The following is a 14,594-nucleotide window of genomic DNA, read 5'->3' as shown; positions in this document are numbered from 1 at the left end:
GGAAGCAGTCGACCACTAATATTGGCCAGCGGCGCGCAGCCCAGCAGGGCAGAAAGGAACCGCTCGCGATGACCACACCGGCCGACGGCCACCGACATGTCCCACAATTGGTTCCGCGCCGGCTACTGCGCTCCGGACAGATCCATCACCCCGCCGTGCTGGAGGAGGCCAAGCGGCGCAGCGACGACTTCCAGCTGCGGTTGGCCGACCGGATCACCGCGTTCGCGGGATCAATGAACTTTGTCTGGATACACGCGGCCCTGTTCGGCGTCTGGATGCTGGTCGTGGAACGCAACCCCTGGCCGACGCTCACGCTAGTGGTATCCCTGGAAGCCATCTTTTTGTCGACCTTCGTCATGATCGGGCAGAACCGTCAGGCGGCCTTCCAACAGGCCCGGGCCGACCATGACTTCCAGACCCAGGAGCTGGAGCTGAAGACCAACACCGAGCTCACCCGCCAGATTCACGTGCTCACCGAGGAGTTGCACCGGCGGCTCCTGCCGCCGGCCGGCGAACATCGCGAATAACCCGAGAAAGCCGAGACGCTGTGGTCAAGCAGGAGCAGTCGCGTTTGCGGGCCGCGGTGCGCACGGTGGCGCGTGCATCGGCGCCGCGTCCCGACGCGGCCAGGAGGGCCGCCAAGGATCTGCAGCGTGACGTGTGGCCGGCCATTGGCGCCGAGATCCGCTGGGCGTTCACGCCGCCACGCACCTGGCTGATGGGTGTGGTAGCCAACCTGATTTTCGCCGTCGGCTGGCTGGTGGTGCAGCCGCTGACGGCGGGCCGCCACCAGGACTGGGTGATCCTGGTCGGGACGTACTTCTCGTCGTGGATCTTGGCCGACGTCACCACCACCAACCTGCTCGGCGCCGATCACTACCGCGTCCGACAGGCCGTGTCCGACGGTGTCCCATTCTGGCGGGTGCTGTTGATCAAGAATGTTGCGCTGCTCGTCATCGTGGGGCTGCCCACTCTGCTGGCCGCGATGGTGTTGACGTTATGGATGGAGAGCCCGCAGCGCCTGGCCGTCACGATCCCGACGGTCGCGGTCCCTATTGTGTCCTGGCTGGGGGTGGGCAACCTGTTCTCGGTGTTACACCCGATCGGTGTCGAGCCGCTGTTGCGTCGGTGGCGACAGCGTGACGACCGTCGCCTTATTCGCGGCTGGATCATCGCGCTGCTCTTGCCGTATGCGCTCTACTACATCGCGGATCCGATGAACGGGGTCGAGCACCGGGTGTTGTGGACGCAGCTCCCAGCGATGATCTGGCCGATCTTCGGTCGTGACACGAAAAGCTTTGTACACCTTGTTATTGCGCTAGCAGTGTGGGCGGCCGGAACTGGCGCGGCAGTGCTATGGGTGCATCGGCGCGGTTTGCATATCCGGTGAGGATCAGTGACCGGCGACCGTTTTCAGCAGAGCCACTGACCGCGCGATGGATTCTGCGTTGTCCCCGAACGGAGAGACGATCAGCTCGTCGACGCCGGCACTGCGGATTTCCGCGATCCGGTCGGATACGGCGGCTTCGTCGCCGATGACGACGGCGTCTTCGGGGCCGGCGTAGCCTTCCCGCTCCAGCATGGCCTGGTAGGACGGCAGTGTGCCGTACAGCTGGAACTCTTCGGCGGCGCGGGCTCGGGCGCCGGCCTCGTCGTCGGTGACACAGAGCGCTACCGCGGCGGCCACCCGGACCGGTTCGGGGCGGCCCGCAGCGGCATCGCGCAGCGTCGGACCGATGTGGTTGGCCAAGGTCTTGGGGCCGGTCATCCAGGTGATCGTTCCGGCGCACCGCCGACCCGCCAGGCGCAACATCTGTGGGCCCAGGGCGGCGAGGTAGACCTCGGGCGCCGGGGCGCCCGGAATGTCAAGCTCACCACGGGTGGTGACCAACTCGCCGACGGCGTCAGCTTTCTCACCGGCAAGCAAGGGCAGCAGTCCGTCCAAGTACTCGCTCATCCGGCGTACCGGCTTGTACCAGGGGATCCCCCACAGCTCCGTGCTCATGCCCGGATGGTTGACGCCGATGCCGAGCTTGAACCGCCCCTCACCAATCGCGTTGAGGGTCAGTGCCCGCTGCGCGGTCAGCATCGGGTGCGCGACCTGGATGGGCAGCACCGCCGCACCCAGCTCGATCCCGGGAACCTCGCGAAGCGCGACGGCCTGCGCGGTGAACAGATCGGGTTCCCAAGGTAATTGCGCGGACCACACCCGCGTGAAACCGGCGTCGGCAAATTCGGCGATGCTTTCGACGTAGGCGTCGATGTTCCATTGCCCCTGCTGCGCTCCGAGATAGGCGAATACCGATAACTGCACCGCGTGCTCCTTCGTGTGATGTGAACTCAGCCGAGCAAGGACAGCCGGCGCAAGTCATCCGCGTACTTTCCGATCAGATCCGGCGAAATATGCGGGATGTCGTGGTCGGGCCCGATCCTGCCCGCGCGTACCGCCGCCTGGAATGCGGTGGTCGGGGCGGCGGCGCCCCGGATAGGCTGCTCCGGCTGGCGGAATGCGTGCAGCAGCGGCAGGACCGAGTGTTGGCGTTGGTGTTCGGGTAGACCCGTGAGCGCGGTCTGGAATCGCTCTCGCCAATCGTCGTAGTCGGGAATGCGTTCAATGCTGTAGCCAGCACGAATCAGCCAGTCCACGAACACATCCAGGGAGACACCATCGTCGTAGGGGTTCATCACGTCAAACGACCGGTAGCCCGCGGTGACCCCGATGCCGATGGCTGTGATGGCCTCGGCAGCGAAGTCGACCGGCAGACCGTCGTAGTGGGCGCGGGCTCGGCTGCCGAGTCCGTCATCTTCGTAGAACGAATGCGGGGCGATACCCGTCACGAGCAGGCTGAAGATCAGTCGGGTGAAGATGTCCGGGACGTTGAGCTGGCCGCGGTATTGGGTGTGGGCGAGCAGCATGTCGGAGCGGAACACCGCGACAGGCAGGCCACACAAGTCGTTGGCCTCGCGAAGCAGCACCTCGCCGGCCCACTTGCTGTTGGCGTAGCCGTTGGCGTAGTTGTCGTTGAGCGCCCGGGTAGGGCTGATCCGGCGGATATCGCCGTCCTCCTCAAACTCGCCGGGCGGCACCGTCATCGCCACCGCAATCGTGGACAGGTAACTGACTGGTTTGATCTGGCTGGTGAGCGCGAGGCGGATAACCTCTGCCGTGCCAACCACATTGGGGCCGAACAATTGGTCGTAGGGCAGCACATGGTTAACCAGGGCCGCCGGATGCACGATCAGGTCGACGGTGTCGGCCAACCGTTGCCAGGTGGCGCCGTCCAGGCCCAGATGCTGGTCGGAGACATCACCCGCCAGCACCTCGAGGTGCGCAGCCAGCTCGTGGAATCGATTCAGTAGTGCCGGATCGCCACTGTCGAACGCGTCCTCCAACCGGGCTCTGGCCTCGTCGGCGTCGCGGCCACGCACGATCGTGATCACTTTGCCGCCCCCGGCGGAGAGCCGTTGCAGCCACTCCAGGGTGAGGAACCGGCCCAGCCAACCATTGGCACCGGTCAACAAGACGGTGTGCGGCGTACTGCCGGCGCGCGGTAATGACGTTGCCCCGTCCAGGGTTTGGGCGTCGAGGAACTTGTCCAACGTCAAGTCCGCGGCGGCGATGCTGGTCGCGCCGTGGCCGTGCACGGTGGCGGCGGTTGGCCGTTGGCTGACCGCGCCGCGCCGCGCCTCGATGTAATCGGCGATCTTGCCGATGTTGTTGGCGGGGCTGGTGATCACCGACACCGGAACCTCGACGCCGAAGATCCCCTCGAGCAGATGCGAAAAGCTCAACGCGGACAACGAATCTCCGCCGAGGTCGGTGAAATGGATCTCGGCAGTGGCGCCGGACGTGCCGAGCAGGGCGCGGCAGGCGCCGGAGAGTGTCTCCACCACCGGACGGTGCTCGGCGTTTTCGCGCAGCGTGCGGATCTCGTCGACCTGCGCGGCCGCGATGTCGGTGTAAAGCCGCTCGAGTTCCTCGCCGTAGCGTTCCTTGAGCCGCGGGCGCAGCTGCTTGCCCAAGCCGGACAGCAATCCGTTGCTCTCGGTGAAGGGCTCGGTTTCCAGGATGAAGTCGACGGGCACCTCGTAGGACTGCAGCTGCGCGGCAGAGGCACTCTGCTGAAGTGACCGGTACAGAGCGGTTTTCAGGGCCTGGCTGTTGCCATACTCGGCCAGCGCCTCGGACGTCGGCACAATCACGGCCAGCAGGCTCGGCCGTTCGCTGTTGCCGTAGAGGAAAATCTGCCGCACTAGCGGGGCGGTGGCGTACACCGACTCCAGGGTCGCCACCGCGACGAATTCACCCTGAGCCAGCTTGAGGACGTTGTTGCGGCGGTCGACGTAGGCCACCCGATCCGGCTCGATTTCCGCGACGACGTCACCGGTCCGGTAAAAACCGGCTTCGTCGAAAACCTGCGCGGTGAGTTCCGGGCGCTTGAAATAGCCGGGCGTCATCGTGTCGGTCTTGACCAGCAATTCGCCCCGCGGGAAGGGCCGATCGGTACCGAAATAACCGAGTTCAGGCACGTCGACGAGCTTGTAGTCGATCACCCGTCTGCGGTTGATCACGCCATCACGGGCGACGATGCCGGTCTCCGTCAGTCCGTACCCGTCGGCGATGTGCGTCTGAAGTACTCGATCCAAGAACGACTTCATTTCGCCGGCCAGCGGCGCGCTGCCGACGAAGCCGCCCAGCACCCGGCCGCCCAACACCCGCTCGCGCAGCTCGCCCGCGGCGTCCCGCTCTGCGGTGCCGGGATCGGCTCCGTCCGCGATCCCCCGGTCGATGGCGTTGCGGTAATGCTGGTACAGCATTTCCACCACCCGAGGCACCATCCCCAGTTCGGTCGGCCGCACCAATGCCCAATCGTCGAACAGGCTGGACAGATCGGATTCAGGGACGAAGTAACTGGTGCCACCCATGAGGAACGCAGATGCGAGCGGGAGCCGACCGCCGATGTGGTTGAGCGGCATGAAATTGGCGTTGATCACTGGCAAGTCGCCCGGCAGGAAGGACCCGGATGTCCAGATCTTGGCGAGCATCCGCTCGGTGTATATGGCGCCCTTGGGAGTGCCCGTGCTTCCGGAGGTGTACATGATCATCGCCAGGCGCTCGTCGTTGTCGTCGGTGAATGCGGGCCCGGCCGGCAGGCGCCTGCCCCGCTCAACGGCTTCATCCAGCGTGCCGACAACCACACGAGTCCCGTTGCGCTGCAAGCGTATGCGGGAGTTTTCGAAGTTTTCCCGTTGCTCGTCGATCTCAGGTTGATAGTTGAACACCACCAGCTGCCGCAACGACGAACTGGTCAATGCGGATTCGACTGCTAGATCGAGGTATTCGGCGCTCACCGCGACAATTTTCGGCTCGCATTCCGTCATGATCGATCGCAGCCTCGACACCGGGGCGTTGTGTTGTAGCGGCACGGTGACGAGGCCGAGATAGGCGCATACCATGTCGACGATCAGGTAGTCGGCGCTGGAGAACCCAACGGTCGCAACGACATCGCCTGGCGCGACCGGGTTTTCGGTGTCGTGCCGCCAGGCGGCAGCTATCGCGCACACCCGGTCCCACAGCTGTCGGTAGCTGATCGTGTCAAACCGTGGTCGCAGCCGCACAGTCGTCCGACCGGTTGCGTCGGTGACCACCTCGCGGGCACGTTCTCCCAGCGCGGGCCGGTCGGCGTAGCCGTCGACGATCGTTTGCAGAATCTCGGTGAGCCGCAAATTCGGCGCACACGCCGCGTCGATCACTGCGGGTAGGGGGGTGGCCGCGCGGAACTGCGGGTCGATGTCGAACAGTTCGCTCACTCGGCGGGCCAGTCGCTCGCCCTGGTCCTCGTCGATGTCGGACATCGGCATGGGGTGAAGTGGGCCGGTCGTCATGGGGTGTCCTTCCGTCTTTATCTGTTCTTCGAAGCAGAACTCCGGCCGGACGAGAGGGGTGCACGCTCCTAGGTGTGACCTTGGTGACTTGTCAGGACATGGACGGGTAATCCGTGTAGCCGGTGGCGCCACCGGCGTACAGGAATTCCATGCGCGGCACGTTGAGTTCGGCCCCATCCGTCCAGCGGCGGACTAGATCGGGATTGGCGACATACGCACGGCCGATGGTCACCGCATCGGCGGTCCCGTCCGTGACGACGTCGACCGCTTGCTCGCGGGTCGTTGTCGTCTGGAACGCCCGGTTGAGCAGGAGACGGTCCGGCCAGCGGCGGCGCAGCCAGGAAAAGATCGGGCTTTCGGGCGCAACCCGCACATGTAGGTACGCCAGGCCCAGTTCGCGGGCATTTTTAGCCAGGATCAGGTGCGCTTCGAGGTCTGGTTCGTGGATGTCGTTCTCCGGGTTGCCGGGGGATATGCGCAAACCCACCCGGCCGGGTCCGATCGCGTTCGCGACTTCGCGAATGACCTCGCTGGGTAGTCGTGCACGATCCTGTGCGGAGCCCCCGTAGGCGTCGCGGCGATAGTTCGCGTCATAGCTCAGGAATTGGCTGAGCAGGTAGCCGTTTGCGGCATCGATCTCCACGCCGTCGGCACCGGCGGCCCGGGCACGGCGGGCGGCCGCGACGAAGTCGGCAATCACATCGTGTATTTCGTCGAACGTGAGTTCATGGGGAACAACGAACGGCCGATTGCCGGTTGCGGTGTGCACGCCGCCGGGCGGTTTGATGGCCGAGGGTGCCACGGGCCGCTCGCCGCCCAAAATCGCCGGATGCGAGATGCGCCCAGAGTGGGTGAGCTGCATGACAATTCGTCCGCCGGCTGCATGAACGGCCTCGGCAACCCGTTCCCATCCCGCTTGGTGTGCGGCGGTTTCCAACCCGGGCTGGTTGGGATACGCTTGCCCGCGCGCCGAGGGAAACGCGCCCTCGGTGATGATCAGGCCGGCACTGGCGCGCTGGGCGTAGTACTCGGCCATCAGCCGGGTGGGTACGCCGTCGTCAGTTGCACGCGTCCGCGATATGGGGGCCATCAGAATTCGGTTGGGTGCGTACAAGGCGCCGAGCTGCAGGGGAGCCAGTAATGGATGGCCCGGATGCAGTAACCGCCGCTTCGTCGCGTCATCGGCTGCGAGCGCCATGAAGAATGGTTGTCTGAGACCGGCAACAGCGAATATTCGAGCCACGCTTGTCCGCACCTTTCGTCGGGTCTTGCCCTGCCACGAGATACGGACGCCCGACTGCCCCGTTAACGTGCGGACGACTTCCATGGTGTGGTCGCCAGACCCGGCACGGCTAGGACACATGTCCTACCGCCTAGGAGACACGCCCTAGCACGCCTGACACAAATGGCCGGCCTGAAGAGTGGAATAGCGCTCGCGCCGGGTGCGCCGGGGGAGTTGAATCGGTGGAATGCAAGACAGCGACGAAATCCGGCTCATCGAAGCCCAGGCCGTACCGACCCGGTTCGCCCGGGGCTGGCATTGCCTGGGCCTGATCAGAGATTTCGGTGATGGCAAGCCACACGCCGTCAACGCGTTCGGCCAGAAGCTCGTCGTGTTCCGCGGCGGCGACGGCAAGCTCAACGTACTGGACAGCTACTGCCGGCACATGGGCGGCGACCTCTCGCAGGGCGAGGTCAAGGGCGACGAGATCGCCTGTCCGTTTCACGACTGGCGCTGGGGCGGCGACGGCCGCTGCAAGCGGGTGCCCTACGCGCGACGGACACCCCGATTAGCTCGCACGGCAACCTGGACCACCCTAGAGCAGGACGGCATGCTCTTCGTCTGGAATGACCCGGAACATAATCCGCCGCCTCGGGAGGTCACCATCCCGCGCATCGAAGGGGCCACCAGCGACGAGTGGACCGATTGGCATTGGTACACCACCGTGGTCAACAGCAACTGTCGCGAAATCATCGACAATGTCGTCGATATGGCGCACTTCTATTACATCCACGGCGCGCTGCCGACCTACTTCAAGAACATCTTCGAGGGACATGTCGCGACGCAGTACATGAACGGTCAAGGCCGCCCCGACATGGCCGGTACGGAGGGCTCGCGGATGCTGGGCAACACCTCGGTCGCGTCGTACTACGGGCCGTCCTTCATGATCGACGACCTGACCTATCACTACGAGCACGGCGATGCTCAATCAATTCTCATCAACTGCCACTATCCGATCGACTCGAATTCTTTTGTGCTGCAATACGGCATCATCGTCAAGAAGTCCGAGGCGCTGCCCGGCGATCAGGCCATGCGGACGGCGATCACATTGGGCGACTACATCAAGTTGGGCTTCGAGCAGGACGTCGAGATCTGGCGGCACAAGACGCGCATCGACAACCCACTGCTGGTCGAGGAGGACGGCCCGGTGTACCAGTTGCGGCGCTGGTATCAGCAGTTCTACGTCGATGTCGCGGACGTGGAGCCGGATATGGTGGACCGGTTCGAGTTCGAGCTCGACACCACCCGGCCCTACCAGGCGTGGATGAAAGAAGTCGAAGCCAACCTGGCGGCCAGATGAGAACGGACAATCGGCTCGACGAGATGCCGATGGCGCCGGTGACGTGCGGTAGCTGTGCCGCTCGGGTGCTGGTCCGCAAGAGCACCTGGAATCAAACCAGCGTGCAGTGGACCGCCGACGCGACCACGCGGTGCGCCGAACGCGTGGCCGACCGCCAGGTCGCTCCGCACGCGAATCGCGGTGTGTTCCTACTGTGTTCGGCGCTGCGCGAATCGATCCTCGAGGCGGTGCGGCGTGGGGAGCTGGCCATCGTCGACGAGCGATAGGCGCATCCGGTGTTCGGTGTACGTCAACCCTTGGTGGCCGACCGCCCGGCGCGGCGACCGTAAAAGCTGCCGTCACCGAGCGAGACCCCGCTGGCGTACCCCCAGGCCGCCAGCCCGGCCGTCGAGCGGCCCGCGGCGAACAGTCCCGGAATCGGGTCACCGCTGACATGGAGCACCTCGGCGTCGAGCGTGGTGGCCAATCCACCCAGGGTGAACCCGCCGGTGTTGTCGCGCAGGTCGATCGCGCCGACCGGGGTACCGATCGGCCTGATCCACTCCGGCTTCTTATGCAACAGGGGATCCTCACCGTGGGCGGCGCCCTCGTTGAAGGCCGCCACGGTCGCCTGCAGCGAACCCGGCGCCAGCCCCATGTCGGCTTCCAGATCGGCCACGGTGTCGGCCACCCAGGTCGGCTGCCGCAGCATGAGCTTCGGCGACCACGATGCCATCGCCTCTTCCTGGGCGTCGCTGTCGATGATTAGGTAAGCGACGTTGTCCTGGTGGTACAGGGTGAGCTGCCCGATGCGCCCGGGGTAGGTGTCTTCGGCGACGTAGCGTTGACCGCGGCCGTTGACGAGAATGCCGCGCACCAGCTGCTGGGGATCGATGAAGATCGCGACTTCGGTGGCGTCCATGTGGGCCAGATCGGCGCCCAGGGCTTGGGCCATCCGGATCGCCTGGCCGTCGTGTTGCTCGATGGAGGCGGCCGGCCGCCCGGCGATGCGCGGGGCGTAACGTGCCACCATCGAGTCGTTGTAGGCGAAGCTCCCGGTGGCCAGCACCACGCCGGTGCGCGCCCGAATCGCGAGTTCGGAGCCGTACCGGCGGGCGCAGATGCCGGCGACCCGGCCGTCGGATTCGATGATCAGGCGCTGCACCCGGACGTCATAGATCGCGCGGGCGCCTGCGGCGGTGGCGGTGTCGACCAAGGGCTTCATCAGCATGTACCCAGCGCTGGCTTCGCCCTGCTTCTTGTTCTGCATCTGTGGCACATGGCCGCGCGGGGCGGGGGTGGCGATGGTGTTGAACGGATAGGAGTTCTCCCCGCCGCTGTACATCAAGCCCTGGTCGCCCATCGGCTCCCAACCGGGTTCGGGAAAGAACTCGGCCTTGAACGGCACGCCGCATCCGACGAGCCACTCGAAGTGTGCGACGCTGCCGGCGCAGTAATCGGCGATCCGGTTCTCGTCGGCGCCCGGCCCCATCGCGACATTGAGAAACGCGGCCATGTTGTCGACGGAATCGGTGAAGCCGCAAGCCTTTTGCAGGGGAGTGCCGCCGCCGAGGTAGATGAACCCGCCGGCCATCGAAGCCGCGCCACCCCATGAGCCGGTGCGTTCGACCACCAAAACGTCCGCGCCGCTACGCGCCGCCTCAACCGCGGCCGCGGCGCCCGCGACGCCGTAACCGGCGATCACCACGTCGGCCTCGTAGTCCCAGGTGCTGATCGATGAGGCCAGCGCCGGCGTTACGCCGGAAAAAGGGCGGCTGTCGGGACTCATAACCGCATCGCCGCCGGCATCTCGCCGACCCACTGGTGGCCCCAGTAGCTGTCGGCGGTGATTTCTTCTGCGGTGTAATAGTTTTCGTCGACCCGCATGCCGTCGGTGCCGAACTCGATGTCCCAATCACCGGGCGCTCGGACGTAAAAGGAGATCATCTTGTCGTTGGTGTGGCGTCCCAACGTGGACGACAGCTGGAAGCCCTCGGCATTGACCCGGTCCAGTGCCTGGCCCACGGCATCGAGGGTGTCGACCTCGACCATGATGTGTACCAGCCGCGGGTCGCGCATGTGCCCGGCCGGCACAATCGCCAGGCTGTGATGGCGTTCGTTGATGCCTAAGAACCGAACCCGCACGGGGCCAAACTCTTTCGGGAGCGGCACCCGGAACGCCCCGCGGGAGCGAAAGCCGAGGAGCTCGGTGTAGAACTCGAACACCCCGTTGGGATCCATGGCCGGGACCACGACGTGGCCCATGCCTTGGTCGCCGGTGACGAATCTCGCGCCGAACGGGGTGACGACCGGGCTGTGGTCGAGCACCGCGCCGTGGAACACCTCGAGCGTGGTGCCGGTCGGATCCTCGAAGCTGATCACCTCTTCGACGCGGCGGCTCTCGGCGTCGTCGACGGAGAGCTGCTTGAACGGCACCCCGGCGCTATCGAGAGCCGCCTTGACCCGTTGCAGCGCCGGATGGTCACGCACCTCCCAGCCGATGGTGAGCACCCGGTCGGTTTGACCCGGCAGTACGATCAACCGCGCTGCCCGCTCATCCATCCGCAAATACAGCGCGGACGCGTCCGGGCCCTTCCCTTCGGCGAATCCTAGGACCCCGAATGCGAACTGCCGCCAGCGTTCGATGTTGTTGGTCGAGATGGTGATGTAGCCCAGGCTTTTCAGATCTGCCAACGTGCTCTCCTAGATCAAAGCCCGCAGGGGGCCCTCGGGCGGATCGATACCCAACGAACTCAGCGCCGACGCGTGATAAGTGGTGCCCGGCATATGGATGGCGTGCAGCTGGCCCACGTGCACGTCGCGCCAATATCGCTGCAGTGGCTTGTCCATCCGGGCCGCATTACCGCCCGAGCGGGCGAAGATCTCGTCGACTGCGGACACGGCGCGCCACACCGCGCGAATCTGTGTCCGGCGCCCGGCCGCCCGGTCGGCGAACGACACCTCTTTCCCGGCCGCGACCATGTCGTAGATCCGGTCGGCGTTGGCCAGTAACTCCTGGCGGGCGGCGTTGATGTCGGCGGCCGCCTCACCGATGGCGTGCATGACGTACGGGTCGTCCTTGATCGCGGTTCCGGTCGCGCCGACGCGCTCGCGTTGATAGTCCAGGTGCGCCGCCAACGCCCCCTCGGCGATGCCGATGGTGGCCGCGGAGATGCCCAGCGGGAACATCGTCGACCACGGCATCAAGTACAGCGGCTCGGTCATGCCGGCCTCCCGCTGCGCGGTGCCGTCCATCACCTTGGTCGCGTCCATCGTGCGGTAGGTCGGGACGAACGCATCTTTCACGATGACGTCTTTGGAGCCGGTTCCGCGTAGCCCTACCACGTTCCACGAGTCCTCGACGATCTCGTAGTCCTTGCGCGGCAGAATCATGTGCAGCATCTGTGGCGGCATCAGCGGAATGCCCTTTTCGTCGGTCTTCATCGCGCCCAGGATGATCCAGTCGCAATGGTCGGTACCCGAACTGAATTGCCAGCGTCCATTGAAGAGGTAAGCCCCATCGACCGGCTTGGCCACCCCTTGCGGCGCGTACGGGGAGGCCATCCAGGTGTCGACGTCGTCGGCCCAGATTTCGGCGGCCACCTTCGGGTCCGCGTACGCCAGCTGATACGGGTGCACCCCGACCACACCGACGATCCAGCCCGCCGCCGGGTCCAGCGCGGCCGTCGCCATCGTCGTCTCCGCGAATTCGCGCGGGTGCACCTCGAAGCCTTGGTATTGCTTGGTCTGCAGCAATCGGATTAGGCCGGCCCCTTTCATCAGTTTGACGGTGTCGTCGGTGAGCCGGCCAATGCGTTCGGCTTCCGCCGCTTGGTCGCGCAACTGGTCCGCCATAGCCATCACCCGGTCGAGTACGCGATCGCTCATGTCGTTGTCCTTACTGTGGGGGCCTGGGTAATGGTCTACCGCAGTCCCCGGCCCGCCCGGAAGGAATCCCGATGAGCGGACGCAAATCACCGGGCCCCTGCGCACTCTGCTTGACCCGCCGTGGACGCCGGCACCGCGCACGCCATGCCGACGAAAGGCCGTGCGCCCGAGCTCAATCGCGGGACAAAAAGCCCAGCACCGTGCTTTCGAACGCCGCCTTGGCTTCGATCATGGCCCAGTGGCCCGAGTTCGGAAAGATGTGCAGTTCCGCGTTCGGGATGGTGCGCATCGGGATCAATGCCATGTCGGGCGGGCTCACCCGATCGTCGCGGCCCCAGGTCAGCAGCGTGGGTGCGGCCAGCTTGTGCATCATCGCCCACGGGAACGGCCGGTCAGACGCGCTCATCGCGGAGTTCATCGCGGCGAACGCCGCCTTGCCGTACATGCGGCGGGCGGCGTCCAGGGCGACGGGGTCGGTGGCCAGCTGCCAACGTTCGTCGATGAGTTCGTCGGTCACCAACGCCTGGTCGTACACCATCGACTTGAGCCAGTCGACGAGACGCTGGCGGGTCGGCTCCTCGACGAACTCCTGCAGCAGGCGGATTCCCTCGCTGGGGCTGGGGCTGAAGATGTTGGTGCCGATGCCGCCGATGGTCACCAGCCGCCCGATGCGGTCCGGATTACCGATCGCGAAGTTGATACCGACGCCGCCACCCATCGAGTTGCCGACGACGTGTGCCTGGTCGACACCGAGTGCGTCTAGAAAAGGCAGCACCACGCCGAACGCGGTGACCATCGGGTGGCCGCCGAAGTCGTCGGTGACCCCGAAGCCGGGAAACTCCAAGATCAGGCAGCGGAAGTGCTGGGCGAAGGTGGGCAGGATCCCACGGAAGTTGCGCCACCCGGTCACCCCGGGGCCCGAGCCGTGCAGAAACAGCAGCGTCGGAGCGGAACCCGGTCCGCAGTCGTAGTAGCGCAGTGCGCCTTTCGGGGTGTCGACCTCACGCAGGTCTTGCTCGACGGTCGCCGGAGAAGTATTTGCCACGGCTCTCACCCTGCCATGTTGCCGCGTGCACCGGGACCGGTGTTCCGGCGTTCGGCCAGCGAGTCGCCGTCTACAGTCGGTGTCACCCGCTCGAGCCCGGTGACAGCGCGCTGACCACCACCGCGGACGACATGATCGCGTGCACCAGCTGTGCACCGACCACGTCGAAATGCGCGATCGAGGGCGCGGCGAGGACGAGGATCAATACCCGCCCGGGCCGCGCCGCGCCATGACCGAGTCGGCGGCGCGCCAGTCGGTCGACACCGTTCGATGCTTGAGCAACCAGGTGCCTTCGGCGGGCACCAGGATGTCCCGGTAGCGGCTGTGGCGATCCTGGTGCGGTTTACTTGACGACGCGCGGCGTAAAGCGGTGGACGGGCACAGGCATGACCCCATTCAGGTCGAACAGGGCGATCACGGCCCGCAGCATCGCGGGGGACCAGTCATCAAGCGGGTGTGCGTCGATCCGGGCGAGCACCTCGCGGCGGAGGTATTCGATGTTCGTCGGAAGCTCGTGATCAGTCATAACTGCGCCTGTGGCGGTTAGCTCCTGGTGCCGGAGTATAGGTCGTATTTGACGCTAGGGTGCCTGCCCCGCCGGTGCCTAGCTGCCCGGTCGGATTCACATCTGTTTCACGTAATAGGACCCGGGGGACCGCACGGGAATGAATCGCGCCACGTTGCGGTAGAACAGCGCATGGAACTCAACGAAGCCGCACGCAATTTCATCGGCCAGGGTGCCGACGCGACGCTGGTCACGATCAATCCCGACGGCAGCCCCCAGGTGAGCCTGGTATGGGTGGCACTGCGGTCCACACCGGACGGCGACGAACTCGTCAGCGCACACCTGGCGGACTACAAGAAGCTGCGCAACATTCGCAACGATCCCCGGGTCGCCGTCACGATCGTGTCGACGGGCGGTGCCGAGCAGGGAATGCGGCCCTACTTGTCCATTACGGGGACCGCGCGGATCGTCGAGGGGGGCGCCCCTGAGCTGTTGCAGGAACTGAACCCGGTGCTGGGAAACCCCGACCTGAAGTTTCCTCCGGACGACGCGCCGCCGGGATACCTCAATCACATTCACATCGACAAGGTGGGCGGCATCGGCCCCTGGGCTTGAGGTCGGCCAATTGGCACTTCCGCTACCCGCGGTAGCGCAATACAGTGGGTGGATGACACCCGGCATCAGCGATAAGCACCTGCGGACGTGTCCA

The 14,594-nt window shown here is 65.4% G+C and carries 14 protein-coding genes; 5 read left to right on the top strand and 9 right to left on the bottom strand.

The genetic code is table 11. The features are described 5' to 3' along the window. Positions 1-68 precede the first annotated feature (68 nt). Together G6N33_RS26420 and G6N33_RS26415 are read left to right on the top strand one after the other, a co-directional pair. Positions 69-527 carry a DUF1003 domain-containing protein gene (locus G6N33_RS26420; RefSeq protein ID WP_081661935.1) on the top strand — a complete coding sequence of 153 codons (459 nt, stop codon included), beginning with the start codon at positions 69-71 and terminating at the stop codon, positions 525-527. Between the two features lie 20 nt (positions 528-547). Further along, positions 548-1,390, top strand: coding sequence for a hypothetical protein (locus G6N33_RS26415; protein ID WP_408632749.1), 843 nt, complete (start codon positions 548-550; stop codon positions 1,388-1,390). 3 nt (positions 1,391-1,393) lie between these two features. On the opposite strand, the gene G6N33_RS26410 is transcribed toward G6N33_RS26415, so the two are convergent. The 3 genes from G6N33_RS26410 to G6N33_RS26400 all read right to left on the bottom strand — a co-directional run bounded on the left by G6N33_RS26410 (position 1,394) and on the right by G6N33_RS26400 (position 7,084). Continuing rightward, positions 1,394-2,314, bottom strand: a complete 921-nt coding sequence (locus G6N33_RS26410) for a TIGR03564 family F420-dependent LLM class oxidoreductase (protein ID WP_044505725.1) — start codon at positions 2,312-2,314, stop codon at positions 1,394-1,396. Between the two features lie 26 nt (positions 2,315-2,340). Further along, positions 2,341-5,856, bottom strand: coding sequence for a carboxylic acid reductase (car, locus tag G6N33_RS26405; RefSeq protein ID WP_456299203.1), 3,516 nt, complete (start codon positions 5,854-5,856; stop codon positions 2,341-2,343). Between the two features lie 121 nt (positions 5,857-5,977). Then, positions 5,978-7,084 (bottom strand): alkene reductase, encoded by a 1,107-nt coding sequence (locus G6N33_RS26400; protein WP_101528362.1) that lies wholly within the window; start codon positions 7,082-7,084, stop codon positions 5,978-5,980. A 271-nt stretch (positions 7,085-7,355) separates the two neighbouring features. Between G6N33_RS26400 and G6N33_RS26395 the strand changes: the two genes are divergently transcribed. Together G6N33_RS26395 and G6N33_RS26390 are read left to right on the top strand one after the other, a co-directional pair. After that, the gene (locus G6N33_RS26395) at positions 7,356-8,468 is read left to right on the top strand and encodes a Rieske 2Fe-2S domain-containing protein (RefSeq protein WP_044505727.1); all 1,113 of its coding nucleotides are present in this window, start codon (positions 7,356-7,358) and stop codon (positions 8,466-8,468) included. Next, a complete protein-coding gene (locus G6N33_RS26390; RefSeq protein ID WP_044505728.1) occupies positions 8,465-8,734 on the top strand; it encodes a hypothetical protein in 270 nt (89 codons plus the stop codon). The genes G6N33_RS26395 and G6N33_RS26390 overlap by 4 nt, the downstream gene beginning before the upstream one ends. Positions 8,735-8,757: 23 nt before the next feature. Here G6N33_RS26390 and G6N33_RS26385 read toward each other — a convergent pair whose 3' ends face one another. The 6 genes from G6N33_RS26385 to G6N33_RS26360 all read right to left on the bottom strand — a co-directional run bounded on the left by G6N33_RS26385 (position 8,758) and on the right by G6N33_RS26360 (position 13,906). Further along, positions 8,758-10,236 (bottom strand): FAD-dependent oxidoreductase, encoded by a 1,479-nt coding sequence (locus tag G6N33_RS26385; protein WP_044505730.1) that lies wholly within the window; start codon positions 10,234-10,236, stop codon positions 8,758-8,760. After that, on the bottom strand, positions 10,233-11,141 hold the full coding sequence (gene bphC / locus G6N33_RS26380) for a biphenyl-2,3-diol 1,2-dioxygenase (protein WP_044505731.1): 909 nt from the start codon (positions 11,139-11,141) through the stop codon (positions 10,233-10,235). Before bphC ends, G6N33_RS26385 begins: the two co-directional genes overlap by 4 nt. Positions 11,142-11,150: 9 nt before the next feature. Continuing rightward, positions 11,151-12,335, bottom strand: coding sequence for an acyl-CoA dehydrogenase family protein (locus G6N33_RS26375; RefSeq protein WP_044505732.1), 1,185 nt, complete (start codon positions 12,333-12,335; stop codon positions 11,151-11,153). Between the two features lie 172 nt (positions 12,336-12,507). Next, positions 12,508-13,389 carry an alpha/beta fold hydrolase gene (locus tag G6N33_RS26370; protein WP_408632748.1) on the bottom strand — a complete coding sequence of 294 codons (882 nt, stop codon included), beginning with the start codon at positions 13,387-13,389 and terminating at the stop codon, positions 12,508-12,510. Positions 13,390-13,462: 73 nt separating this feature from the next. Next, positions 13,463-13,585 carry a hypothetical protein gene (locus tag G6N33_RS27800; protein ID WP_269473926.1) on the bottom strand — a complete coding sequence of 41 codons (123 nt, stop codon included), beginning with the start codon at positions 13,583-13,585 and terminating at the stop codon, positions 13,463-13,465. A gap of 138 nt (positions 13,586-13,723) precedes the next feature. Then, complete coding sequence (locus tag G6N33_RS26360) at positions 13,724-13,906, bottom strand: hypothetical protein (RefSeq protein ID WP_044505734.1); 183 nt, start codon at positions 13,904-13,906, stop codon at positions 13,724-13,726. Between the two features lie 171 nt (positions 13,907-14,077). Here G6N33_RS26360 and G6N33_RS26355 point away from each other — a divergent pair, with 171 nt between their 5' ends. Then, positions 14,078-14,500, top strand: a complete 423-nt coding sequence (locus G6N33_RS26355; protein WP_044505735.1) for a TIGR03618 family F420-dependent PPOX class oxidoreductase — start codon at positions 14,078-14,080, stop codon at positions 14,498-14,500. The last annotated feature ends 94 nt before the right edge of the window (positions 14,501-14,594 follow it).

The sequence above is a fragment of the Mycobacterium simiae genome, assembly GCF_010727605.1.
Classification (GTDB): domain Bacteria; phylum Actinomycetota; class Actinomycetes; order Mycobacteriales; family Mycobacteriaceae; genus Mycobacterium; species Mycobacterium simiae.
This window is presented reverse-complemented; position numbering and strand designations above follow the sequence as displayed.